23 protein-coding genes are annotated in these 24,320 nt (G+C 71.7%); 16 read left to right on the top strand and 7 right to left on the bottom strand.

Annotated elements, in window-relative coordinates; genetic code table 11:
- Nucleotides 1–552 precede the first annotated feature (552 nt).
- Complete coding sequence (locus CXR04_RS14280; protein ID WP_101422453.1) at nt 553–1,995, bottom strand: recombinase family protein; 1,443 nt, start codon at nt 1,993–1,995, stop codon at nt 553–555.
- Between the two features lie 81 nt (nt 1,996–2,076).
- On the opposite strand from CXR04_RS14280, the gene CXR04_RS14275 reads away from it, so the two are divergent.
- Nucleotides 2,077–2,205 (top strand): hypothetical protein, encoded by a 129-nt coding sequence (locus tag CXR04_RS14275; protein ID WP_442802375.1) that lies wholly within the window; start codon nt 2,077–2,079, stop codon nt 2,203–2,205.
- A gap of 88 nt (nt 2,206–2,293) precedes the next feature.
- Here CXR04_RS14275 and CXR04_RS14270 read toward each other — a convergent pair whose 3' ends face one another.
- From CXR04_RS14270 to CXR04_RS34830, 3 genes are all read right to left on the bottom strand, one after another.
- Nucleotides 2,294–2,662, bottom strand: a complete 369-nt coding sequence (locus tag CXR04_RS14270) for a hypothetical protein (RefSeq protein ID WP_101426369.1) — start codon at nt 2,660–2,662, stop codon at nt 2,294–2,296.
- A 5-nt stretch (nt 2,663–2,667) separates the two neighbouring features.
- The gene (locus tag CXR04_RS14265; RefSeq protein WP_101422452.1) at nt 2,668–2,925 is read right to left on the bottom strand and encodes an Arc family DNA-binding protein; all 258 of its coding nucleotides are present in this window, start codon (nt 2,923–2,925) and stop codon (nt 2,668–2,670) included.
- Nucleotides 2,926–3,164: 239 nt separating this feature from the next.
- Nucleotides 3,165–3,359: a hypothetical protein gene (locus tag CXR04_RS34830; protein WP_159072318.1), complete on the bottom strand. Its 195-nt coding sequence runs from the start codon at nt 3,357–3,359 to the stop codon at nt 3,165–3,167.
- Nucleotides 3,360–4,017: 658 nt separating this feature from the next.
- Here CXR04_RS34830 and CXR04_RS14250 point away from each other — a divergent pair.
- From CXR04_RS14250 to CXR04_RS14240, 3 genes are all read left to right on the top strand, one after another.
- A complete protein-coding gene (locus CXR04_RS14250; protein WP_101426367.1) occupies nt 4,018–4,497 on the top strand; it encodes a GNAT family N-acetyltransferase in 480 nt (159 codons plus the stop codon).
- A gap of 111 nt (nt 4,498–4,608) precedes the next feature.
- The gene (locus tag CXR04_RS14245; RefSeq protein WP_101426366.1) at nt 4,609–4,995 is read left to right on the top strand and encodes a hypothetical protein; all 387 of its coding nucleotides are present in this window, start codon (nt 4,609–4,611) and stop codon (nt 4,993–4,995) included.
- A gap of 146 nt (nt 4,996–5,141) precedes the next feature.
- On the top strand, nt 5,142–7,118 hold the full coding sequence (locus tag CXR04_RS14240; RefSeq protein WP_101422451.1) for an AMP-dependent synthetase/ligase: 1,977 nt from the start codon (nt 5,142–5,144) through the stop codon (nt 7,116–7,118).
- Nucleotides 7,119–7,176: 58 nt separating this feature from the next.
- Here the strand turns inward: CXR04_RS14240 and CXR04_RS14235 are convergent, their stop codons facing one another.
- Nucleotides 7,177–8,292: an aminoglycoside phosphotransferase family protein gene (locus CXR04_RS14235; RefSeq protein WP_101422450.1), complete on the bottom strand. Its 1,116-nt coding sequence runs from the start codon at nt 8,290–8,292 to the stop codon at nt 7,177–7,179.
- A 93-nt stretch (nt 8,293–8,385) separates the two neighbouring features.
- Entirely contained in the window at nt 8,386–8,589 is a 204-nt protein-coding gene (locus tag CXR04_RS14230) for a cold-shock protein (protein ID WP_018840208.1), read from the bottom strand.
- Nucleotides 8,590–8,817: 228 nt separating this feature from the next.
- On the opposite strand from CXR04_RS14230, the gene CXR04_RS14225 reads away from it, so the two are divergent.
- The 5 genes from CXR04_RS14225 to CXR04_RS14205 all read left to right on the top strand — a co-directional run bounded on the left by CXR04_RS14225 (nt 8,818) and on the right by CXR04_RS14205 (nt 14,921).
- Nucleotides 8,818–9,684, top strand: a complete 867-nt coding sequence (locus tag CXR04_RS14225) for a menaquinone biosynthetic enzyme MqnA/MqnD family protein (protein ID WP_101422449.1) — start codon at nt 8,818–8,820, stop codon at nt 9,682–9,684.
- Between the two features lie 61 nt (nt 9,685–9,745).
- Entirely contained in the window at nt 9,746–11,545 is a 1,800-nt protein-coding gene (locus CXR04_RS14220; RefSeq protein WP_199850459.1) for a serine/threonine-protein kinase, read from the top strand.
- 94 nt (nt 11,546–11,639) lie between these two features.
- The gene (gene mqnC / locus CXR04_RS14215) at nt 11,640–12,836 is read left to right on the top strand and encodes a cyclic dehypoxanthinyl futalosine synthase (RefSeq protein ID WP_101422448.1); all 1,197 of its coding nucleotides are present in this window, start codon (nt 11,640–11,642) and stop codon (nt 12,834–12,836) included.
- A complete protein-coding gene (locus tag CXR04_RS14210) occupies nt 12,833–13,528 on the top strand; it encodes a demethylmenaquinone methyltransferase (protein ID WP_101422447.1) in 696 nt (231 codons plus the stop codon). Before mqnC ends, CXR04_RS14210 begins: the two co-directional genes overlap by 4 nt.
- A gap of 106 nt (nt 13,529–13,634) precedes the next feature.
- The gene (locus tag CXR04_RS14205) at nt 13,635–14,921 is read left to right on the top strand and encodes a geranylgeranyl reductase family protein (RefSeq protein WP_101422445.1); all 1,287 of its coding nucleotides are present in this window, start codon (nt 13,635–13,637) and stop codon (nt 14,919–14,921) included.
- 99 nt (nt 14,922–15,020) lie between these two features.
- Here the strand turns inward: CXR04_RS14205 and CXR04_RS14200 are convergent, their stop codons facing one another.
- The gene (locus tag CXR04_RS14200) at nt 15,021–15,770 is read right to left on the bottom strand and encodes a C40 family peptidase (protein ID WP_101426364.1); all 750 of its coding nucleotides are present in this window, start codon (nt 15,768–15,770) and stop codon (nt 15,021–15,023) included.
- Between the two features lie 811 nt (nt 15,771–16,581).
- Here CXR04_RS14200 and CXR04_RS14195 point away from each other — a divergent pair.
- The 7 genes from CXR04_RS14195 to CXR04_RS14165 are packed head-to-tail and all read left to right on the top strand — an operon-like array spanning nt 16,582 to nt 24,271.
- Nucleotides 16,582–16,941, top strand: coding sequence for an NADH-quinone oxidoreductase subunit A (locus tag CXR04_RS14195; RefSeq protein WP_018840719.1), 360 nt, complete (start codon nt 16,582–16,584; stop codon nt 16,939–16,941).
- A gap of 12 nt (nt 16,942–16,953) precedes the next feature.
- Nucleotides 16,954–17,508 (top strand): NuoB/complex I 20 kDa subunit family protein, encoded by a 555-nt coding sequence (locus tag CXR04_RS14190; RefSeq protein WP_047017472.1) that lies wholly within the window; start codon nt 16,954–16,956, stop codon nt 17,506–17,508.
- Entirely contained in the window at nt 17,505–18,245 is a 741-nt protein-coding gene (locus CXR04_RS14185) for an NADH-quinone oxidoreductase subunit C (protein WP_101422443.1), read from the top strand. Before CXR04_RS14190 ends, CXR04_RS14185 begins: the two co-directional genes overlap by 4 nt.
- Nucleotides 18,242–19,570, top strand: coding sequence for an NADH-quinone oxidoreductase subunit D (locus tag CXR04_RS14180; RefSeq protein ID WP_101422441.1), 1,329 nt, complete (start codon nt 18,242–18,244; stop codon nt 19,568–19,570). Before CXR04_RS14185 ends, CXR04_RS14180 begins: the two co-directional genes overlap by 4 nt.
- Nucleotides 19,567–20,457 carry an NADH-quinone oxidoreductase subunit NuoE gene (gene nuoE, locus CXR04_RS14175; protein WP_101422439.1) on the top strand — a complete coding sequence of 297 codons (891 nt, stop codon included), beginning with the start codon at nt 19,567–19,569 and terminating at the stop codon, nt 20,455–20,457. The genes CXR04_RS14180 and nuoE overlap by 4 nt, the downstream gene beginning before the upstream one ends.
- A complete protein-coding gene (gene nuoF, locus CXR04_RS14170) occupies nt 20,457–21,803 on the top strand; it encodes an NADH-quinone oxidoreductase subunit NuoF (protein ID WP_101422437.1) in 1,347 nt (448 codons plus the stop codon). Before nuoE ends, nuoF begins: the two co-directional genes overlap by 1 nt.
- Complete coding sequence (locus tag CXR04_RS14165; protein WP_101422435.1) at nt 21,800–24,271, top strand: NADH-quinone oxidoreductase subunit G; 2,472 nt, start codon at nt 21,800–21,802, stop codon at nt 24,269–24,271. Before nuoF ends, CXR04_RS14165 begins: the two co-directional genes overlap by 4 nt.
- Nucleotides 24,272–24,320: the final 49 nt, after the last annotated feature.

The raw sequence follows: 24,320 nt of genomic DNA, 5'->3' as shown, positions 1-24,320 counted from the left end.
CGGTCGTCGCGCCGCGCGGTGTGATGTCGATCCTCTCGGCTGGCTGAGTGCCTCTGGTGCATCTCAGCCGGTGGACTTCATTGCGCAGCTCGTAGACCGAGCGAATGGCCTTAGTCATCTCCTTGCAGATGACTGCAATCCTTCTTACTAACGCGAGAACGATCCAGGACAGGGCGCCAATGCCTGAAACGATCGCTGCAGCCCAGCCGTAGACTTCCACCTGGCCCAACACACCTTTCCCCTTCAGGTGATCGGGCAAAGCAAAAAGGGCGCGCTCGGCCCGACCACATGAAAGTGGTCGTACCGAGAGACGCCCTCGACGGCCGCGCGTTCGGTCCCCTATGGATTCCCGTTCTTGCGGAGTGCGAATCTCGAAGATCTTTAGAATGTTGCTACCGGAACCCGTGCATTTGGCCCGTCGTGCCGTTAGCTCAGGATGGTCTCCAGTGCGCGAAATCGTAGCGGGCCATCCGTACAGATGCAAGTACTGTAAGTGATGCGCCTCAACGGTGCTTGCGGGAGATCGTGTTACGGGCTCCCGGGAACGCTGGTCTATGCCTGCAACTTAGGCTCCGCGCCGCGCGGCGTGATCTCGATGGAATCCAGCTCCGGCGGCTTGCGGCGGCCTCTGCCGACGCTGTAGACCTCGGCCCTCTCGATCACGCTGGCGGCGATGACCCGACGCCGTTCAAGGTTCTCCGGGCGGTCGTCCCGCCAAACGGTGAGTGCGTCGACCTCTTCCCGGCTCTCGGCGATGGTGACGGCGGCTTCACGGGCTCGTAGCTGGCGCAGAGTCTCCCGCAGATGGGCAAGGGAGTCGTAGTAGTCCTCGTCCTCCATCTGCCCGTCTTTCCAGCGCTGCCGGAGATCCCTGACGCGGCGCTCCTGCCGCTCGATCTCGCTACTCAGGTCGTCATCGACCGGCCGCGGGCGAGGCTTCGGCCGGCGCTTGAGGAGCGCGGCTTCCACAACCTCATCAAGGCGGGCCTCGATCCAGTCGTACGCGCGGTAGACCTTGCCGCAGCCGGGTTCCCCAGTCTCCTTCACGATCTGGGACGAGTTGCAGAAGGCCCGGCGGCGTCGCTTCCCGTTGAGCGTCATCCACTGGACGCTCATCAGCGAACCGCAGTGACCGCACCGCAGAAAGCCCCGGTAGAGGTGCTTGCGGCGGCCCGCTCCGCGGTGGGCCGGGGTGCTGCGTTCGTCCAAGACCGTCTGTACGTTCTCCCACTCGCGGCGGGTGAGGGGGTGCGGGTACGTGCTGTCTCCGACCTCCCGGCCCTGGTGAGTCACGATGCCGCCGACTCGCTCGGAGCGGTAGACGCGCTTCACTTTCTGGATCGTCCACGCCGTCGCCGTACCCGACGTCCGTGCACCTCGCTCGTTCCATAGCCGCGCCACGTCTCCGGTCGTCTTCCGCTCCATCAGCATGCGGTAGCCCTCCCGGATCAACTCAACTTCCTCCGGGACGAGTCGCTGGAAGTTCGAGCCCTCCTCGAAGCCGAACACGCGTGGCCCGCCAGCGTGCGGCTTTCCCTGCTCCCGGCGCTGGCGTAGAGCGGCGTTGACGCGCTCGGCCATGCGCTCGGTCTCGCCCTGGGCCACAGCTCCCTTGATGGAAAGGATCATGCGGCCGTTGGCTGTGGAGGTGTCTTCGCCCTCGGTCGTCGCGAACTGGAACCTGTGGGCCTTCTGCTCGTCCAGGAAGGCGGTCAGCTCGCTGAGTCGGCGAGTCAGCCGGTCGATCGAGTAGACGACCACGGCGTCGATGACGCCTGCGCGGGCATCCTTCATCATCCGTGCGTACTCTGGGCGCTTCCGCCGGCTGGTGGTCGACGCTGACGTGTCGTTCTCGGGGTAGACCTTGAGTACGGGCCATCCCCGCTGCTTGCATAGCTCCCGGCACGCCTTCTCCTGGCGCTTGATCCCGAGTTCCTGCCCCTTGGCGTCTTTGCTGATACGTACGTAGATCCCGACGCGCTGCGGCTTCGCCATGTGCCCGACCTCCCTGCCCGGCCGGACAACATACCTACATGAGGTCCGGCTGCGAACGTCGCGGGCCAGGCGGTGATCCCGGTGCTGGTCGCGTCGCAGGAGAAGATCCTGGACCGCGACATGTACGACAACGCCACCAGCTTCGACCTCGACGACCCGCACCCGGTGGACCCCACCCCGCCCAAAACCCCGGCAACAGCGGCGGCCTGACCGCCCCCGCCCCCCACGCGACGCCCGCACCCCGGCAGTTCCGGGGCCGCGGGCGTCCGCGCAGCGGCACCACTGCGCTGGCATTCGGTCAGGAACTGAGGTCCAGGACTCGTACCCGTTGGCCCTCCCACCGTTCCGGGGCGGTGGTGGCCAGCACTGCCCCGTCGGGACGGTCCGGGGTGGGCTGGGCCGCGTGGCTGCTGTGGGCTGCGGCCCAGGTCCTCTGCTTCGCTACCGCCAGGGCGGCGGGCAGATCGAGGTCCAGGACGGTGATGCCGGGCAGGGCCGCGAGGTGCTCGGCCGTTCCCGGCCGGCGGCGGTCGGCTTCCACGAGCGCACACGCTGGGGCGTAGAGGAACCACCCCGGTTCGGCGTGAGCCCGGTGGATGAGCCGGGAGGCGAGGATGTTGCCCTGCCCGGCCGCGGCCATCGCGGTGTCGTCCAGGATGATGTGCAGGTCGGTCACGAACCGCTTACCTGGTCCAGGCGCCGGTCCAGTTCGCTGTCGAGGCTCTGCTGCTCCGCCGCGGTAGGCGCGTATCCGTTCCACGCCTTGAGCGTCTCGCGGGCCTTCTCCGTCCGTTCGGCACGCTCGGCCGGGGTGAGGAGGCCCTCGGCGAGGCGGGCCAAGTAGGCGCGCAGGGACATGCCTTCGGCCGCCGCGACGGCGGCGAGTCGGTCCCTGGCTTCCTCGGGGATGCGGACATTGGCGTCGGGCATCGGCAGACTCCTTCCCGCCGCCCCAGGGTACGGGTACGCACCCGTACCCGCACGCCAAAGAGCCGTTCCAGCACTTGTCATTGAGCACGCTTGGCGACCCTGCCGACCCGGGCGCAGGTACCTACGCGTAGCCCCTTCGGCCTCTGCCTGACCTCCTGCCCGACCAGGCCAGTCGTGGCTCTCAACTGGTGGAAGGACGTGCCTGTTCCGAGCCGCGTGCGTCAGTCGGTGCGCCCGAGTCAGCCGTGCGCCGGCCGGGGACCGTCGGCGCCGTAGTTCGGATGCGCCTGGTAGACGCCGGTCAGCGCACCGCCGGAATCCACCTCCCAGGCCCCGGCTATGGCTGTCGGCGGCACCTCTCCATGGGGATCATCGCCCTTCGCTCCGTCGATCTCGTACACCCAGCCGCCGGGATAGGGACGTGCTTCAGCCACCAACTCGGGCGGCGGTTTCCGCGAAGGCCCGGCCGGGACCGTCCGCCGTCTGAAGAGCCGTATCAGGCCGCTTCCCCTGGCCCCCTCAGCCATCCTTCCGCACGGGCGCGTGCCGGAAGCACAGGATTGCCCGTGCAACTGGCCGTCCAGGCAGGACGTCGTGAAGACCATGGGGCCCATTGAACGGCCGTCGCGCCGCTTTCTGTCCGCCTTCTGGCTGGCGGCGCTGACCGGAGTGGGGTGCGGGTTCGTCGTCGCCTTGCTCATCCTGCGTTCGCGGGACTACTGCGATGCCGCGAACGAGCCGGGGCACCGTTTGGGCCTCATCTTCATGGGACTCCCGGCCCTCCTGTGCGTCAGCGCGCTCGCGGCCGTGATCGCCTCGGGGGTTCTGTGGCGCCTGGTCCGGCCCGGTTCCTGGAAGGCGGCCGTCTTCACCGTGGTGCCGATCACGTTGAAGGTCTCCCTGCTCGTCGGCTGGGCGGCATTCGCGGTTCTCGGTACGCCGGAGGGATATCCCGGCACTCCGGCCTCTGCCCGGCGAGCAACATCCCGCCCTGGTGGCCCTCCTGGCTACCCGCTTGAGCGAACCAGCGCAGCATGCCGGGCTGATGCCGGGCCCGCCGTCACCCGCGGGTCGCTCTGCCGGACTGCGGTGGTGATCGTCAGACTCGCGGGGGAGCGGGACTTCGGCGGGTTTCTGCGGCTTGCCGCCGGGGCTGAGCAGTGGTTCGGGGCCATGGTCGACGAGCCCGGGTTCCACGAGGCCGTGCGGGAGCACATTCGGGGTGGGGTTGCGCTCGTTGCCGTTTCCGGGGGGTCCGTTGTCGGGGGGTTGCTGTTCGGGGGTGAGGCGTCCGTTTTCCGGGTGCACTGGCTGGTGGTGGCCGAGGACGCCCGGGGGCAGGGCGTCGGGCGGGCGCTGATGGCGGAGGCGGAGCGGCGGTTCGTACGGGGGCGGGGGGCCGGGTGCGTCGAGGTGGTGACGTTCGGGGTTGATCATCCCGGGGCCGTTGCCAGCGGGGCGCGGGTCTTCTACGAGCGGCTGGGGTTCAGCCCCGCCGAGGCTGCCCCGGCCGGGCCCGAGGGGGGTTCGCGGCAGGTGTTCCGGCGGGTGGTCGGGGAGCCGGGGGAGTGAGGGTGCGGGTTCGTACTCAGGCGGGGGTGAGTACCTTCGCTCTGGTTCGGGCCGCGGGCGGGCCACGAGGGTGGGGGTATGCGTCGTGTGCTGCGGATTCTTCTCTTTCAACTGCTCTCCCTCGGCCTCCTGGCTGGTGCCGCCGCCGGGGCCTGGGCCGGGTGGCTCGGCTGGGACCAGGAGCGCGAGGTGCGCGGGGATATCGAGACCGGGCCGTACGAGGCGTGGCAGGTCGGCGGGTTGGTGCTGACGCTGCTCGTCGCCGTGGTCGTCGTCGCGTACGTGCGGCACTTCGTGCCCGCTGTGCTCGGGTCGACCGCCGGGCTGACCTTCGCCTCGTACTACGACTGGTCGGACGACAACTCCGGGCTCTTCGCCGTCGGGGTCGCGCTGATCCTCATGGGGACCTTCGTCGGGTCCGCCCTCGTCGCCGTTGCTGTAGGTGCCATGCGTGGAGAGCCCGAAGCGGGGCAGGGGGCCTTCGTCGTCTGCCGCTGACGGGGCGTGGCCGCGCGCAGGCAAGCGGAACCGGGAGTACCGGGTGCCGCGTCCTCTGGCGGGGTGGCCGGCCGTTCGCGAGAATGCGGCGTCCGTTGCCGCCCGGCGAGCCGTACGAAGCCGACGCGAACGTCACGGAGCCACCCATGACGCAATCCGCACCACAGCAGCAGCACCCGGCGCCCGCACACCCCCCGCAATACCTCAAGGAGATCAACTCCAGACTCCTCCCCGGCACCGCCGTCCCCCCGCTGCTGCCGCCCGCCGTCCGCGCCGACGCCCGCGGCGTCCGCGAAGCGGAGGTGCCCCCCGCCGCCCCGCACGCCCAGCACGGCTCCCTCGCCGACATCCCCTTCGACAACGCCGCCCACTCCCCCGGCGAGCCCGCCCTCGCCCGCCCGCGCGCCGACGGGACCTGGGCCGACGTCACCGCGGCCGAGTTCGCCGAGCACGTCCTCGCCGTCGCCAAGGGCCTCATCGTCTACGGGCTGCGCCCCGGCGACCGGCTCGCGATCATGTCGCGTACGACGTACGAGTGGACCCTGCTGGACTTCGCCGCCTGGGCCGCGGGACTCATCACCGTCCCCGTCTACCCCACGTCCTCCGCCATCCAGGCCCGCCACATCCTGCACGACTCCGGCGCCCTCGCCTGCGCCGTCGAGAGCGTCGAGCAGGCCCGCCTCCTCAGCGGCCGGCGCCAGGACCTGCCGCACCTCGCCCACCTCTGGCAGCTCGACACCGGCATCCTCGGTCAGCTCGCCGCCGCGGGCCGCGACGTCCCCGACACCCTCGTCCGCCAGCGCCGCGCCGGCCTCGGCCCGGCGAGCGTCGCCACCGTCATCTACACCTCCGGCACCACCGGCCTGCCCAAGGGCTGCGTCCTCACCCACGGCAACTTCCTCGCCGAGGTCGACAACGCCATCGAGCTGCTCTACCCCCTCTTCACCGCCGTCAGCGAAGACCCTCCCGCCACCCTCCTCTTCCTCCCGCTCTCCCACGTCCTCGGCCGCATGACCGCCATCGGCTGCCTCCGCGCCCGCGTCAAACTCGGCCACGCGCCCAGCATCAAGACCGACGACCTGCTGCGCGACCTCGCCGCCTTCCGCCCGACGTTCTTCGTCGGCATCCCGTACGTCCTCGAAAAGGTCTACAATACCGGCCGCGCCACCGCAGAAGGCATCGGCCGTGCCGCCTCCTTCGACCGCGCCGCGAAGGTCGCCGTCCGCTACGCCGAAGCCCTGGAGGCCGAGTTGCACGGCGAGGGGCCCGGCCCCGGTACGCGCCTCAGGGCGCTGCGCAAGCTGTACGACGCCCTCGTCTACCGCCGCATCAGGGCCGCGCTCGGCGGCCGCGTCAAGTACGCGATCTGCGGCGGCTCCCCGCTCGGCCGCCGCCTCGCCGCCTTCTACGCCGGCGCCGACGTCAAGGTCTTCGAGGGGTACGGGCTCACCGAGACCACCGCCGCCGCCACCGTCACCCCGCCGCTGAAGCCCCGCTTCGGCACCGTCGGCTGGCCGCTGCCGGGCACCGCGATACGGATCGCGCCCGACGGCGAGGTGCTGGTCCGCGGCGGCCACCTGTTCTCCGGCTACTGGGACGCCGAGGCCGGCGTCACCCGGCTCGACACCGACGACGGCTGGTTCGCCACCGGCGACCTCGGCGAGCTGGACGCCGACGGCTATCTGACGATCACCGGCCGCAAGAAGGACCTCATCGTCACCGCCTCCGGCAAGAACCTCGCGCCCGCGCCCCTGGAGGACCGGCTGCGGGCGCACCCGCTGGTCAGCCAGTGCCTCGTCGTCGGCGACGACCGCCCGTACGTCGCGGCGCTCCTCACCCTCGACCCCGAGGGGCTGCAGCACTGGCGGATGATGCGCAAGCGCAGTTACGTCCCGGTCACGGAGCTGATACGCGACCCGCTGCTCCGCGCGGACCTCCAGCGGGCGGTCGACGGAGCGAACGAGCTGGTCTCGCGCGCGGAGTCGATCCGCCGGTTCACGGTGCTGCCCGCGGACTTCACGGAGGAGGCCGGGTACGTGACGCCGTCGATGAAGCTGAAGCGGGCGGCGATCGTACGGGACTTCGGGCACGTCATCGACGAGCTGTACGCGGCCGAAGGCTGACCGGGAACGGGCCCCGGGCTCCGGCGGCTCGTGGGACGCGGGCCGGCACCGGCGCCCCCTACCGCCGTTCCGCGTCCGCCAGCAACCTCCGCAGCGACGCCCGCGCCGGCGGGCCCCACGTCTCCTTGCCGCCCTTCCGGCCCCGCACGCCCGCCTCCCCGACGAGCAGCCCGACCAGCGCCCGCAGCACCGCGACGCCGCGGGCGCGGCGCAGCGTCGCCGCGTCGACGGCCGGTCCGTACGCGGTGTGGAAGCGCTCCGCGGCGGCGTCGTCGGGGAGCAGGATCCACGCGGCGGCGAGGTCGAGGGCGGGGTCGCCGGCGCACAGGTCGCCGAAGTCGACGACGCCGCACAGAGTGCCGCCGGCGGTGAGGACGTTCGCGGGGTGCAGGTCGCCGTGCTGCCACAGCGCCGGGCCGCTCCACGCGGGCGCGGCGACGGCGTCGTCCCATACCGCCCGTACGGCATCCGCATCCGCGTCCGCGACGAGCCCCAGCGCGGCCGCCTCGGCGAGCTGCTGCGCGAACCACTCGGCCGCGTCCGACAGCGGCCCGCCGCGACCCCGCCCGGTGGGGGCGCCGCCGGGTGCGGGCCGGTGCAGCGCGGTCAGGAACGCGGCGAGGGTGTCGGCGGCGGCCGGGCCGCGGGTGACCGGGGCGCGGTCGGCGGGGGTGCCGGGCACCCAGGTGGTGACGATCCAGGGGCGCGGGAAGCGCTCGGAGGGCTCGCCGATGCGCTGCGGCACGGGCACGGGGAGCGGCAGGTGCGGGGCCAGCTCGGGGAGCCAGGCGTGCTCCTTGCGCAGCAGCTCGTCGGCGGACTCGGTGGCCCACGGGAGGCGTACGGCGAGGTCGTCGCCGAGCCGCCAGAGCTGGTTGTCCCAGCCGCGGGCGCCGAGGGTGAGGGGGCGGTCGGCGAGGTCGGGGTGCTGCTCGCGCAGCAGCTCGCGGATCAGGCCGGCGGTGATCTCGGGGTCGGCGCCGGAGGCGGAGGAATGCCCGGCCGCAGTGTCGTCCCCGGCTCCGGCTTCGCGCTGAGCCCCGTCCTCGGTCTCGCGCTCGGTCTCGCTCCCGGCCCCGGCCACGTCCGCGCCACCGGTCGCGCCCCCGGCACCCGTACCGCCTGCCGCGCCTGTCTCGTCCTCGGGCTCCGCGCCCGTCTCCGCGTCGCTCATACGACGCCACCGTATCCGGCCCCACCGACACCCGGGCATGAGAAAACCCCCGCCAGGAGGGCGGGGGTTCCTCAGGTCAGCGTGGTGCCAGCGTCACGACGGGGAGACGTTGGCCGCCTGCGGACCCTTCGGGCCCTGCTGCACGTCGAAGGTCACCTGCTGGTTCTCTTCGAGCGAGCGGAAGCCTTGGGCGTTGATAGCGGTGTAGTGGACGAAGACATCGGGACCGCCGCCGTCCTGGGCGATGAAGCCGAAGCCCTTTTCAGCGTTGAACCACTTGACGGTTCCGGTAGCCATGAGCCCTCCTTGGGCCAAAGGGTCGCCCTGCCCCAGAGCCTCGAAGAAGCCTGAAAACGACACATGCCCGCGGCGTCACAATCTCCGCAGGCACGGTACTGCAAGGAAACCAAACTGCAACTTGCGGTTGAGCCTAGCACGCGCGAGCCCGCCCCGGTAGGGAAAAGATCACCCTCCGGTGAGCCCCCGTACCCGCGTGCGGTCGGGGCTGCGGTTAGCCTCGGAGCCGTGACAGCACCGCCACCCGACGCAGGAGCTCGGCGCCGGCCACGAGTCGGCCACATCCAGTTCCTGAACTGCGTCCCCCTCTACTGGGGCCTCGCCCGTACGGGCACCCTGCTCGACCTGGAGCTTTCGAAGGACACCCCGGAACGGCTCAGCGAGCAGCTCGTCGGCGGGGAGCTGGACATCGCCCCCGTCACCCTCGTGGAGTACCTCCGACACGCCGACGAGCTCGTCGCCCTGTCCGACATCGCCGTCGGCTGCGACGGGCCCGTGATGTCCTGCGTGATCGTCTCGCAGCGGCCGCTGGGGGATCTGGACCGGGAGCGCGTGGCGCTCGGTTCCACCTCCCGCACCTCCGTGCGCCTGGCCGAGCTTCTGATCGGCGAGCAGTACGGCATCACGCCGGACTACTACTCCTGCCCCCCCGACCTCTCCCTGATGATGCGCGAGGCCCAGGCCGGCGTGCTCATCGGGGACGCCGCGCTGCGCGCCTCGCTGCACGACGCCCCGCGGCTCGGACTGCACGTGCACGACCTCGGGCAGATGTGGAAGGAGTGGACCGGGCTGCCGTTCGTCTTCGCCGTGTGGGCCGTACGCCGCGACTTCCTGGCCCGCGAGCCCGAGCTGGTGGCGAACGTGCACCGGGCGTTCCTCGACTCCCGCGACCTGTCGCTGGCCGAGGTCGACAAGGTGGCCGAGCAGGCGGCGCGGTGGGAGTCGTTCGACCCGCCGCTGCTCGAACGGTACTTCCGCACCCTGGACTTCAGGCTGGGCGCCGAGCAGTTGGAGGGCATCGACGAGTTCGCCCGCCGCGCGGGCTTCCCGGACGAGGCGCGGGTACGGCTGCTGCCGGCGGGGGGCGCGGCCTAAGCTGGGGCGGCGACAGGGGGCGTACGCGGGGCCGTAGGAGAGGCGGGGCCGGGGGGAGTCCATGCAGCCAGTGCAGAACGGTGATCCCGAGGTCGTCGGGCCGTACCGGGTGCTGGGCAGGCTCGGCTCCGGCGGCATGGGCCGGGTCTTCCTGGGCCGCAGCCCGGGCGGCGCCACCGTGGCCGTCAAGGTCGTCCACCCGCACTTCGCGCACGACGACGAGTTCCGTACCCGCTTCCGCCGCGAGGTCGAGGCCGCGCGCCGCGTCGGCGGCACGTGGACCGCGCCCGTGCTCGACGCCGGGCCCGACGACGACGTGCCGTGGGTCGCCACCGGGTACGTCGCCGGGCCCAGCCTCAGCGACGCCGTCGCCGAGCACGGGCCGCTGCCCGAGGAGACCCTGCGCCCCATGGGCGCCGGGCTCGCCGAGGCGCTGGCCGCGGTGCACGGGCTCGGGCTCGTACACCGGGACGTCAAGCCCTCCAACGTCCTGCTGACCCTCGACGGCCCCCGGCTCATCGACTTCGGCATCGCCCGCGCCACCGACGGCACCGCCTCGCTGACCGCCTCCGGCGCCTCGGTCGGCTCGCCCGGCTACATGTCGCCCGAGCAGATCCTCGGCCGGCCCGTCACCGGCGCGGGCGACGTCTTCAGCCTCGGCGCCGTGCTGGTCTTCGCGGCGACCGGGCGGTCGCCGTTCCCGGGCGACAGCGCGCCGACGCTGCTGTACCTGGTGGTGCACGAGGAGCCGCAACTGCACGGTCTCACCGGCGGGCTGGGGGAGCTGGCCCTCGCGTGCCTGTCGAAGGACCCGGCCGCGCGGCCGGAGCCGGCGGAGCTGGTGGAGCGGCTGGCGGCGGGCGGCGAGGCGGCGCACCTCGTACGGCCCGGATGGCTGCCGCCGCCGGTCACGGAGCAGATCAGCCGGCGTGCGGTGGAGCTGCTGGCGATGGAGGCGCAGCCGGCGGCGGCGCCGGAGCGGCGGGACGACGGGCTGCCGTCGGGTCCCGTGCCGCTGCAGCAGGCGGAGTACGGGCCGGGGGCGTTCGGGCCGCCGCCGGTGCTGGACGGCACGGTGGCGGGTGCGGCGGCCGGTGCCGGCTCCGGGGCGCAGGACGCGCCGGCGGCCGCGGCGGGGGCGACGCCGCCCGGCGGGCCCGGTGCCGGGGCCGCGGGCGCCGCGCTCGGCGCCGTCGCCGCGACTTCACCCGAGCGGCGCGCGGAAGTCGGCCTGCGCTCGCGCCGGTTCAGTTGCACCCTGGTGCTCTCCGTCGCCGGGGCCCTCGCGGCGCTGGTGCTCGGCCTGTTCCTCGTACCGGGACTGCTGGACGACGACGGCGCCGACCGCCCGCAGGCCCAGGACACCACCGGCGGCAGCTCCGCGGGCAACGGCAACGACCGAGGGAACGAAGACGGCGAAGACAGCGGAGGCGGCAGCGGCGGCGACACCGGCGAGGCCACCGACAGCCCGTCCCCGGAGCCGACGGAGCGCGTGGACCTCGTCCCGCAGCAGTACCTCGGCACCTGGAACGGCGAGGTCACCCAGGACAACGGCGTGCCGAACGGCCGCGTCACCGTCGAGATCGAGGAGGGCGGGAAGGGCGAGTACGTCGCGTACTTCGACTACTCGCTCTACGACATCGCCCACTGCTACAGCCGCGCCAAGCTCACCGCCGCCACCGGCGAAACCCTCGTCCTGAGCGAGGAGGACGACCCGTCGAGGAAGAACAGCGAGGGCGTGTGCGTCCCCGGCACTTCCGAAGTGACGCTGATGCACAAGGGCGGCACGACGCTGGAGTACCGCTCCGACGCCGAAGCCTCCGGCAACCCGCGCGCGACGCTGCGGAAGGACGGCGGCTGACGGCGGCCGCCCGCCCCTGCGCCGGAGCCGGTGGTCTGCTCCGCGTAGGCTGGGGTCCGCTCGTACGCACCACTCGCGGAAGGGGCCGGTCACCTTGACCACCGATCTGCAGGCAGTCCTGGACCGCGCCGCCGCGGGCGGCCGCGTCACCCCCGGCGAGGCCCTCGACCTGTACCGCTCCGCCCCGCTGCACGCGCTGGGCGCCGCCGCCGACGCCGTACGCCGTACGCGCTACGCCGGGACCGAGCACATCGCGACGTACATCATCGAGCGGAACATCAACTACACCAACGTCTGCGTGACGGCCTGCAAGTTCTGCGCCTTCTACGCGCCGCCCACCGCCAAGGACAAGGGCTGGACCCGCGGCCTGGACGACATCCTGCGCCGCTGCGAGGAGACCGTGCAGCTCGGCGGCACGCAGATCATGTTCCAGGGAGGCCACCACCCCGACTTCGGCGTGGAGTACTACGAAGAGCACTTCTCCGCGATCAAGAAGGCGTACCCGCAGCTCGTCATCCACTCCCTCGGCGCTTCCGAGGTCGAGCACATGGCGCGCATCTCCGGCACCACCGCCGAGGACGCCATCCGCCGCATCCATGCCGCCGGCCTCGACTCCTTCGCCGGCGCCGGCGCCGAACTGCTGCCGGCCAGGCCGCGGCAGGCCATCGCGCCGCTGAAGGAGAGCGGCGAGCGCTGGCTGGAGATCATGGAGACGGCGCACGGTCTTGGCGTGGAGTCGACGTCCACGATGCTGATGGGCACGGGCGAGACGAACGCGGAGCGGATCGAGCACCTGCGGATGATCCGGGACGTACAGGACCGTACCGGTGGGTTCCGGGCGTTCATCCCGTACACCTACCAGCCGGAGAACAACAAGCTGAAGGGCCGCACCCAGGCGACCACGCTGGAGTACCTGCGGATGATCGCCATCGCGCGGATCTTCCTCGACAACGTGGCGCACATCCAGGGCTCCTGGCTGACCACCGGTAAGGACGTCGGCCAGTTGACGCTGCACTACGGCGCGGACGACCTCGGCTCGGTGATGCTGGAGGAGAACGTGGTGTCCTCCGCCGGGGCGCGGCACCGCTCGAACCTGCGCGAGATCATCGAGATGATCCGCGGCGCCGACCGCGTGCCGGCACAGCGTGCGACGACGTACGAGCATCTCGTCGTGCACGACGACCCGGCGGACGACCCCGTGGACGACCGCGTGGTCTCGCACCTGTCGTCCACCGCCCTCGACGGCGGCACGGCACACCCCGAACTGACGCTGGTGGAGGCCGACCGGTGACGCGCGCGACCCTGGAGAAGCAGCCGCACGAGGTGGCGGCGATGTTCGACGACGTCGCCGCGAACTACGACCTCACCAACGACGTCCTCTCCCTCGGCCAGGCGCGGCTGTGGCGCAAGGCGGTCGCCCGCGCGGTCGATGCGCGGCCGGGGCAGCGGGTGCTGGACCTGGCGGCGGGTACGGGCACGTCGTCGCTGCCGTTCACGGCGGCGGGGGCGTACGTGGTGCCGTGCGACTTCTCGCTGGGCATGCTGCGCGAGGGCAAGCGGCGCCACCCGCGGCTGCCGCTGACGGCCGGGGACGCGACGCGGCTGCCGTTCGCGGACGGGGTGTTCGACGCGGTGACGATCTCCTTCGGGCTGCGCAACGTCCAGGAGACGGCCGCGGCGCTGCGCGAGATGCGGCGGGTGACGCGGCCGGGCGGCCGGCTGGTGATCTGCGAGTTCTCGCACCCGACGTGGGCGCCGTTCCGGACGGTCTACACGGAGTACCTGATGCGCGCGCTGCCGCCGATCGCGGAGCGGGTGAGCAGCAGCCCGGACGCGTACGTCTACCTCGCGGAGTCCATCCGCGCCTGGCCGGACCAGCCCGCGCTGGCCGCGGAACTCGCCGCCGCCGGCTGGACCCGCCCCGCATGGCGCAACCTCAGCGGCGGCATCGTCGCCCTCCACCGCGCGTACGCCCCGAGCTGAGGCCGCCGGGTCCCGGACACATGGCCGGACATGGCCGGGGTGGACGTGAGGGTGTCGGTGGCGGCACCTAGAATGCGGGGAACGACCTGCGTTCCTGGGAGCCGCCGTGACCGACGCCTCTGAGCCCACCCGCACTGCCGATGTGATCGTCGTCGGGGCCGGACCGGCCGGCTCGACGACCGCGTACTACCTCGCGAAGGCCGGGCTCGACGTCCTGCTGCTGGAGAAGACGGCGTTCCCCCGCGAGAAGGTCTGCGGCGACGGGCTCACCCCACGGGCGACGAAGCAGCTCATCGCCATGGGCATCGACGTCTCGGAAGAGGCCGGCTGGCTGCGGAACAAGGGCCTGCGGATCATCGCCGGGGGCAACAGGCTGCAGCTCGACTGGCCCGAGCTGGCCGCGTACCCGGACTACGGGCTGGTGCGCAAGCGCGACGACTTCGACCAGCAGCTCGCCCAGCAGGCGCAGAAGGCGGGCGCCCGGCTGTACGAGCGGTGCAACGTCGGCCAGCCCGTCATCGACGAGCGCACGGGCCGGATCACCGGCGTGCACGCCAAGCTCGGCGAGGAGAAGACGCCCGTCACCTTCCACTCCCCGCTGGTCATCGCCGCCGACGGCAACTCCTCGCGGCTCTCCCTGGCCATGGGTCTGCACCGCAACGAGAAGCGCCCGATGGGCGTCGCCGTACGGACGTACTTCACCTCCCCGCGGCACGAGGACGACTATCTGGAGTCCTGGCTGGAGCTGTGGGACAAGCGCGGCGCCGAGGACCGGCTGCTGCCCGGGTACGGCTGGGTGTTCGGCATGGGCGACGGCACGTCCAACGTCGGCCTCGGGATCCTCAACTCCTCGTCCGCCTTCAAGGAGCTGGACTGGCGGGACGTGCTCAAGGCGTGGTGCTCCTCGATGCCGGAGGAGTGGGGCTACACCCCGGACAACATGACGGGCCCCATCCGCGGCGCCGCCCTGCCGATGGCCTTCAACCGCCAGCCGCACTACGACCGCGGCCTGCTCCTCGTCGGCGACGCCGGCGGCATGGTCAACCCGTTCAACGGCGAGGGCATCGCGTACGCGATGGAGTCCGGCCAGATCGTCGCGGACGTCGTCGTCCAGGCCAACGGCCGCTCGACGCCCGCCCAGCGCGAGCTGGCGCTGCAGCGCTACCCGAAGGTCCTCAAGGACACCTACGGCGGCTACTACCAGCTCGGCCGCGCCTTCGTCCGCCTCATCGGCAACCCGAAGGTCATGAAGCTCGCCACCGAGCGCGGCCTGACCCACCCGGTCCTGATGCGCTTCACCCTCAAGCTGCTGGCGAACCTCACGGACCCCCAGGGCGGCGACGCCATGGACCGCATCATCAACGGCCTGACGAAGGTCTCCCCCCGAGCTTGAGAATTCGCGCACACGCGCCTGGGAGGCATACGCGAGAGCCCCCGCCGGACCGCCGGCGGGGGCTCTCGCGTATGCGGGTGCGCGGGTGCGCGGGAGGGCTCAGAGGACCCGCACGGCCGACGTGGGCATGTAGTACGACATCTCCTGGATGACCACGCCCTTCGACGGGTTGGCCGCGTCCAGGTACTTGCCGTCGCCGATGTAGACGGCCACGTGGTACGCCGAGCCGGTGCCGCCCCAGAAGACCAGGTCGCCGGGCTGGACGTCGGAGACCGCGACCGGGGTGCCGACCGTGGACTGCTCCGCGGCGGTGCGGGGGAGCTCCACTCCTACGGTCCGGAACGCGGCCTGGGTCAGGCCCGAGCAGTCGTACGACGACGGGCCCGTGGCGCCCAGCACGTACGCCTTGCCGACCTGGGCGTTGAGGAAGTCCAGCACCGTGCCGACGCTGCCCGACGCGGCCGGGGCCGCCGCGGGGGTCTCGGCGGCGGGCGCGGAGTCGTCGGCGGGGGCGTCCGAGGAGGCCGAGGCGGCGGCCAGTTCCTCGCGCTCCGCGGCGCGGGCCGCTGCCCGCTCCCTGGCGCGCTCCTCGGCGGCTGCGCGGGCCTCCGCCTCCTTCTTGGCCTTCGCGGCCGCCTTACGGGCGTCCTCGGCGGCCTCCTGCGCGTTCGTGCGCAGTTCGAGGCGCAGGGCCGCGGTCTGGGTGGCGTCGGCGCTCTGCTCGACGCCGGTGGTGAGGGCCGTGCTCACGTCCACGGTGGGGAGTGCGGCGGTCGACTCCGTGGCCGTCGTACCGGTGGTCTTGCTGGTGTCGGCGAGGGCGGGAGCGGACGCCGCCGTCGCGACCATGGTGCCGAGGGCGCCACCGGCGACTCCGGTGCGGACGACCCACGCGGGGGCCTGCCGGCGCCGGGGCTTCCGGTGGCTGGGTATGTGCGGTTTACGGGACATGAACACCAGCGCTATCAGGGGGAAGGACCGTGTTTCAACAGTCGTGGGATGCGCCACACTTGGCGACCCCCTCTGTGAAATGAGGCATTTGGGCGGTCTGTTCCCCGGGCGCTCTCCGGCGGCCGGCCTTCCCCGCGTCGTTACCTCCCTGATACGCACGGCATTTGGCCCGCGCGCCGAACGTTGCCGGACGGTTATCACTTCTGCCGCCGCAAACCAAGCAAGGCCGGTTGCTCCGTAACCCGTACTGTGGCCCAAATCACTCGGATCCGTTTCCGTGCCCGCGCTCCCCGCGGAGGCGCTTGTGCGTGTGCGCGAAGGCGCCGTGACACCCGAATAACAATTGAGCGCGACGGCGCTCGAATTCGCCTCCGGCCGCGCCACGGTGAAATCGCCCGCCCCTCGAACCCCGCCGCCCCCACCCCGCTGACCTGCGGCCCGCCGCCGGTGGCGGAGATCCGGTGATCGTTCCGTCGCACCGCGCGGCCTGCTCCGCGGGCATTCGCGCGTGCGATCGATCACCGGGTGGTTAAGATCACAAAGCCGTAGGGGACCCCCGTGTCACAGATCACAGAGCGATGGGCATAAGATGCCCATCAGTAGGGCTTGTGAACTGCCTCACATGTGAGCGATCTTGGTGGGGCAGGAACGCGAGTCCGGTGTGGACTTGCAGGCAGTCATCGACGACTGGAGAGGAGCGGGGCCAGCGGTGAACGTATACACGCCGATCCTCGTGCTCGGAGCCATTGCGGCGGCCTTCGCGGTGTTCTCCGTGGTCGCGGCGGCGCTGGTGGGTCCGAAGCGCTACAACCGGGCCAAGCTCGAGGCCTACGAGTGCGGCATCGAGCCGACGCCGATGCCCCCCGGTGGGGGCCGCTTCCCGGTCAAGTACTACCTGACGGCGATGTTGTTCATCATCTTCGACATCGAGATCGTCTTCCTCTACCCCTGGGCCGTCTCGTTCGACGCCCTGGGGATCTTTGGGCTCGTGGAGATGCTGCTCTTCGTGCTCACCGTCTTCGTCGCGTACGCCTACGTGTGGCGCCGCGGCGGACTGGAATGGGACTAGGGGGTACTACGAATGGGACTTGAAGAAAAACTCCCGAGCGGGTTCATCCTCAGCACGGTCGAACAGGCCGCGGGGCTGGCGCGCAAGTCGTCCGTCTTCCCGGCGACGTTCGGGCTGGCCTGCTGCGCGTTCGAGATGATGACCGCCGGTGCCGGCCGCTACGACCTGGCGCGCTTCGGCATGGAGGTCTTCCGCGGCTCGCCCCGCCAGGCGGACCTGATGATCGTCGCGGGCCGGGTGAGCCAGAAGATGGCGCCGGTGCTGCGGCAGGTCTACGACCAGATGCCGAACCCCAAGTGGGTCATCTCCATGGGCGTCTGCGCCTCGTCCGGCGGCATGTTCAACAACTACGCGATCGTGCAGGGCGTCGACCACGTCGTGCCGGTCGACATCTACCTGCCCGGCTGCCCGCCGCGCCCCGAGATGCTCATGGACGCGATCCTCAAGCTGCACGAGAAGATCCGCCACGAGAAGATCGGCGTGAACCGCGAGGAGGCCGCCAGGGAGGCCGAGGAGGCCGCGATGAAGGCGCTCCCGACGATCGAGATGAAGGGTCTTCTCCGGTGAGTGGGGAGAGCGCGGACGGGGTCAACCCCGACCAGGACCTGAACGCCGAGAACCTGCCCGGCAGGCGCGGCGATCACGGCGAGACCATCCGCGTCCAGCGCGGCATGTTCGGCTCCGAGGGCGGCGGTGACACCTCCGGCTACGGCGGGCTGGTGCGCAGCGTCCGGCTGCCGGGCGAGTCCGTGCGCCCGTACGGCGGCTGGTTCGACGAGGCCGCCGACGAACTGGAGGGTGCCCTCGAAGAGCAGGGGCTCCTCCCCGAGAACGCCTTCGAGAAGGTCGTCGTCGACCGCGGCGAGCTGACCTTCCACGTCGACCGCACGCACCTGGTGCGCGTGATGCGGACCCTGCGCGACGACCCGGCGCTGCGCTTCGAGCTGTGTACCGGCGTCTCCGGCGTGCACTACCCCGACGACAAGGGCCGCGAGCTGCACGCCGTGTACCACCTGCGCTCGCTGACCCACTCCCGGCTGCTGCGGGTCGAGGTCAGCGCGCCCGACGAGGACCCGCACATCCCGTCCGTCGTGGAGGTCTACCCGACGAACGACTGGCACGAGCGCGAGGTCTACGACTTCTTCGGCATCGTCTTCGACGGCCACCCGGCGCTGACCCGGATCTTCATGCCGGACGACTGGCAGGGCCATCCGCAGCGCAAGGACTACCCCCTCGGCGGCATCCCCGTCGAGTACAAGGGTGCCCAGATCCCTGCTCCCGACCAGCGGAGGTCGTACCGATGAGCACCACCCACGCGACCGGGGCCGCCCGGGAGACCACCGAGGGCACCGTCTACACCGTCACCGGCGGTGACTGGGACGAGGTCGTCGAGTCGGTCCACCGGGCCGACGACGAGCGGATCGTCGTCAACATGGGCCCGCAGCACCCCTCCACCCACGGCGTGCTGCGGCTCATCCTGGAGATCGACGGCGAGACCGTGACGGAGTGCCGTTGCGGGATCGGTTATCTGCACACCGGCATCGAGAAGAACCTCGAATACCGCACGTGGACCCAGGGCTCCACCTTCGTGACCCGCATGGACTACCTGACCTCGTTCTTCAACGAGGCCGGGTACTGCATGGCGGTGGAGAAGCTGCTCGGCATCACCGACGAGGTGCCCGACCGGGCCACCGTCATCCGGGTGCTGCTGATGGAGCTGAACCGGATCGCCTCCCACCTGGTGGCCATCGCCACCGGCGGCATGGAGCTGGGCGCCACCACGGTCATGATCTACGGCTTCCGCGACCGGGAGCTGGTCCTCGACCTGTTCGAGCTCATCACGGGACTGCGGATGAACCACGCGTTCATCCGCCCCGGCGGGCTCGCCCAGGACCTGCCCCCCGGCGCGGTCGACTCCATCCGCGAGACGATCAAGAAGCTCCGCAAGAACTTCCCGGAGTACGACGCGCTGGCGACCAACAACCCGGCGTTCAAGGCCCGGATGCAGGACGTCGCGCACCTGGACCTGGCCGGCTGCCTGTCCCTCGGCGTCACGGGCCCCGTGCTGCGCGCCACCGGGCTGCCGCACGACCTGCGCAAGACGGACCCGTACTGCGGCTACGAGACGTACGACTTCGACATCCCCACCGCGGACACCGCAGACGCCTACGGCCGGTTCCTCATCCGGCTGGAGGAGATGCGCCAGTCGCTGCGGATCGCCGAGCAGTGCGTGGACCGGCTGGAGCCGGGCCCGGTGATGGTCGCCGACAAGAAGATCGCCTGGCCCGCGCAGCTCGCGCTGGGGCCCGACGGCCTCGGCAACTCGCTGGACCACATCAAGAACATCATGGGGACCTCGATGGAGGCCCTGATCCACCACTTCAAGCTGGTCACCGAGGGCTTCCGGGTGCCGCCGGGGCAGACGTACGTGGCATTGGAGTCGCCCAAGGGCGAACTGGGCGTGCACGCCGTCAGCGACGGCGCCACCCGCCCGTTCCGGGTGCACTTCCGCGAGCCTTCGTTCGTGAACCTGGGGGCTATCGCGGCCATGACCGAGGGCGGCCAGGTCGCCGACGTGATCGTGGCGATCGCGTCCATCGACCCGGTTTTGGGAGGCGTCGACCGATGACGACAGCAGAGCAGGGCCAGGCGGCCGTGTCGCTGGGCATGCCCCAGTTGCCGGCCCCGGACTATCCAGCCGAGGTGCGTGAGCGGCTGGCCGCGGACGCCAGGGAGATCATCGCCCGCTATCCGGACAGCCGGTCCGCGCTGCTGCCGATGCTCCACCTGGTGCAGTCGGAGGAAGGCCACGTCACGCGCACTGGCATGCAGTTCTGCGCGGAGACGCTGGACCTGACCGCCGCCGAGGTGACGGCGGTCGCCACCTTCTACACCATGTACCGGCGCAAGCCCTCCGGTGACTACCAGGTCGGAGTCTGCACCAACACGCTCTGCGCGGTGATGGGCGGCGACGCCATCTTCGACGAGCTGAAGGAGTACCTGGGCGTCGGCAACCAGGAGACCACCGAGGACGGCAAGGTCACGCTGGAGCACATCGAGTGCAACGCCGCGTGCGACTTCGCCCCCGTGGTGATGGTCAACTGGGAGTTCTTCGACAACCAGACCCCCGAGTCCGCCAAGCGGCTCGTGGACGATCTGCGCGCCGGCGCGGAGGTGCACCCCACCCGCGGCGCGAAGCTGTGCACGTTCAAGGAGACCGCCCGCGTCCTGGCCGGATTCCCCGACGAGCGCCCTGGCGCCGTCGCGGAGTCCGGCGGTGCGGGTCCCGCCTCGCTGATCGGGCTGCGCATGGCCAAGGGCGAGGTCCCGGCCGCGCGCGCGGTCACCCAGCGCGCGCAGCCGCACCCGGCCAACCCGCCGGCGGACGCGCTGGAGGACCAGCCGCCCGCCGGCCACCCCAGTTCGCACGACGCGCCGCAGCAGACCTCCGCGTCCGACCCGGCGTACCCGCCCACCGCGTCCGCGGATGAGCCCACCGAGGAGGAGGGCGCGTGATGACCGTCGACTCGCCGGAGAAGCTGCTGACCCCGGTGCTCTCCGCCTTCTGGGACGACCCGGAGTCCTGGACCCTGGACACGTACCGGCGGCACGAGGGCTACCAGGGGCTGCGCAAGGCCCTCGCGATGTCGCCCGACGACGTCATCGCGTACGTCAAGGACGCCGGTCTGCGCGGCCGCGGCGGCGCCGGCTTCCCGACCGGCATGAAGTGGCAGTTCATCCCGCAGGGTGACGGCAAGCCGCACTACCTCGTCGTCAACGCGGACGAGTCGGAGCCGGGCACCTGCAAGGACATCCCGCTGCTCTTCGCCAACCCGCACTCCCTCATCGAGGGCATCGTCATCGCCTGTTACGCGTTCCGGTCCAACCACGCGTTCATCTACCTGCGCGGCGAGGTCGTGCCGGTGCTGCGCAGGCTGCACGAGGCGGTGCGCGAGGCGTACGCCGCGGGCTTCCTCGGCAAGGACGTCCTGGGCTCCGGGCTCGACCTGGACGTCACGGTGCACGCCGGCGCCGGCGCGTACATCTGCGGTGAGGAGACCGCGCTGCTCGACTCGCTGGAGGGCCGGCGCGGCCAGCCCCGGCTGCGTCCCCCCTTCCCGGCCGTCGAGGGCCTGTACGCCTGCCCCACTGTGGTGAACAACGTCGAGTCCATCGCCTCCGTTCCCGCCATCATGAACAAGGGCAAGGAGTGGTTCCGCACGATGGGCAGCGAGAAGTCCCCGGGCTTCACGCTGTACTCGCTCTCCGGCCACGTCGCCCGCCCCGGTCAGTACGAGGCGCCGCTCGGCATCACCCTGCGCCAACTGCTCGACATGGGCGGCGGCATGCGCCCCGGCCACCGGCTGAAGTTCTGGACCCCCGGCGGCTCGTCCACCCCGATGCTCACCGACGAGCACCTGGACGTCCCCCTCGACTACGAGGGCGTCGGCGGCGCCGGCTCCATGCTCGGCACCAAGGCGCTCCAGTGCTTCGACGAGACGACCTGCGTGGTGCGGGCCGTCACCCGCTGGACCGAGTTCTACGAGCACGAGTCCTGCGGCAAGTGCACCCCCTGCCGCGAGGGCACGTACTGGCTCGTCCAACTCCTCCGCGACATCGAGGCCGGCAAGGGCGCCCTCGACGACCTCGACAAGCTCAACGACATCGCCGACAACATCAACGGCAAGTCCTTCTGCGCCCTCGGCGACGGCGCCGCCGCGCCGATCTTCTCCTCGCTGAAGTACTTCCGCGACGAGTACGAGCAGCACATCACCGGCGGCGGCTGCCCCTTTGACCCGGCCAGATCCACCGCCTGGGCCGACACCCCCGGCTCCACGACCCACCAGGAGGTGACCGCGTGACCGTCACGGAGCCGGAGAAGGCACCGGAGAAGGCTGCCGCTCCGGAGAACATGGTCACGCTGACCATCGACGGCGTCGAGGTCAGCGTGCCCAAGGGCACCCTGGTCATCCGGGCCGCCGAGCAACTCGGCATCGAGGTCCCGCGGTTCTGCGACCACCCGCTGCTCGACCCGGTCGGCGCCTGCCGCCAGTGCATCGTCGAGATCGAGGGCCAGCGCAAGCCGTCGGCGTCCTGCACCATCACCTGCACCGACGGCATGGTGGTCAAGACCCAGCTCACCTCGGCCGTCGCCGAGAAGTCGCAGCGCGGCGTGATGGAGCTGCTGCTCATCAACCACCCGCTGGACTGCCCGGTCTGCGACAAGGGCGGCGAGTGCCCGCTGCAGAACCAGGCGATGTCCGCCGGGCAGGCCGAGAGCCGCTTCGACGGCCAGAAGCGCACCTTCGAAAAGCCGGTGCCGATCTCGACCCAGGTGCTGCTGGACCGCGAGCGCTGCGTGCTCTGCGCGCGCTGCACCCGGTTCTCCAACCAGATCGCCGGCGACCCGATGATCGAGATGCTGGACCGCGGCGCGCTCCAGCAGGTCGGTACGGGCGAGGGCGTGCCCTTCGAGTCGTACTTCTCGGGCAACACCATCCAGATCTGCCCGGTCGGCGCGCTCACCTCGAAGATGTACCGCTTCCGCTCGCGCCCCTTCGACCTGATCTCCTCGCCGTCCGTCTGCGAGCACTGCGCCGGCGGCTGCGCCACCCGCACCGACCACCGCCGCGGCAAGGTCATGCGGCGGCTCGCCGCCAACGACCCGGCGGTCAACGAGGAGTGGATGTGCGACAAGGGCCGCTTCGGCTTCCGGTACGCGCAGCTCCCCGACCGGCTCACCCAGCCGCTGGTCCGCGACGACAGCGGTGAGCTGCAGCCGGCGAGCTGGCCCGAGGCGCTGCGCGCCGCGGCCGCGGGGCTGGCGGCGGCCCGCGGGCGGGCCGGGGTGCTCACCGGCGGGCGGCTGACGCTGGAGGACTCCTACGCGTACGCGAAGTTCGCGCGCGCCGCGCTCGACACCAACGACATCGACTTCCGCGCCCGGGTGCACAGCGCCGAGGAGACCGCGTTCCTGGCCGCGCAGGTCGCGGGCAGCGGCCGCGGCGTCACGTACGGCGCGCTGGAGAAGGCACCGGTGGTGCTGCTCGCCGGCCTGGAGGCGGAGGAGGAGGCGCCCGGCGTCTTCCTCCGGCTGCGCAAGACGTGGCGGAAGAAGGGGCTGAAGGTCTACTCGATCGCCTCCTTCGCCACCCGCGGCCTGACGAAGGCCGGCGGCACGCTGCTGCCGGCCGCTCCCGGCACCGAGCCGAGCTGGCTCGACGCCCTCGGCTCCGGCGCCGGACTCGGCGAGGACGGCAAGGCCGCGTCCGACGCGCTGCGCCAGGAGGGCGCGGTGATCCTCGTCGGCGAGCGGCTGGCGGGGGTACGGGGCGCGCTGTCCGCCGTGGTACGTACCGCGGAGGCCACCGGCGCCACCCTCGCCTGGATCCCGCGCCGCGCAGGCGAGCGCGGCGCGATCGAGGCCGGCGCGCTGCCCGGGATGCTCCCCGGCGGCCGGTCCGGCAGCGACACCGAGGCCCGCCGCGAGACGGCCGCCGCCTGGGGCCTGGCGGAACTGCCCACCGGCGAGGGCCGCGACACCGGCCGGATCCTGGACGCCGCCGCGGCCGGGGACATCGGCGCGCTGCTCGTCGGCGGCATCGAGGTCACCGACCTGCCGGACCCGGAGAAGGCCCGCGAGGCGCTGGACCGGGCGGAGTTCGTGGTCAGCCTGGAGCAGCGGCCCAGCGAGGTCACCGAGCGGGCCGACGTGGTCTTCCCGGTGGCCGCGGTCGCCGAGAAGCAGGGCACTTATCTCAACTGGGAGGGCCGCGCCCGGCCGTTCGAGGCCGCGCTGAAGCCGGACCAGATGACCCGCCGGCTCGCCCCCGCCGACCAGCGGGTGCTGCACATGCTCGCCGACGCGCTCGACGTCCACCTGGGCCTGCCGGACGCCCGTACGGCACGGGCCGAGCTGGCCCGCCTCGGCGTCCGCACTGAAGGCACCCGCCCCACGCCGCCGGACGAGCGCGCCGCGCCGCTGCCGCAGCCCGGCGCCGGCGAGGCGGTGCTCGCGGGCCACCGGCTGCTGCTCGACGAGGGCCGGCTGCAGGAGGGCGACGAGGCCCTGACCGGCACCCGCCACGAGGCGGCGGCCCGGCTCTCGCCCGCCACCGCGGAGGCCACCGGCGTCGCCGACGGCGACCCGCTCGCGGTCACGGGACCGGCCGGCACGGTGACGCTCCCGCTGCGGGTCACCGCGGAGCTGCCCGACCAGGTCGTCTGGCTGCCGATGAAGTCGAAGGACCCGGGCGTGACGGCGGCCACGGGCGCGAACCCCGGCGACCTGGTCCGGGTGTCCGCCGTATCCAAGGAGGTCGAAGCGTGAGTGCGATGCGGAAGCGCGGCGCGCGATCGCGCGGCGGAGATGCGTACAT

Source organism: Streptomyces sp. CMB-StM0423 (assembly GCF_002847285.1).
In the GTDB taxonomy this organism is placed as follows: Bacteria; Actinomycetota; Actinomycetes; order Streptomycetales; family Streptomycetaceae; genus Streptomyces.
This window is presented reverse-complemented; position numbering and strand designations above follow the sequence as displayed.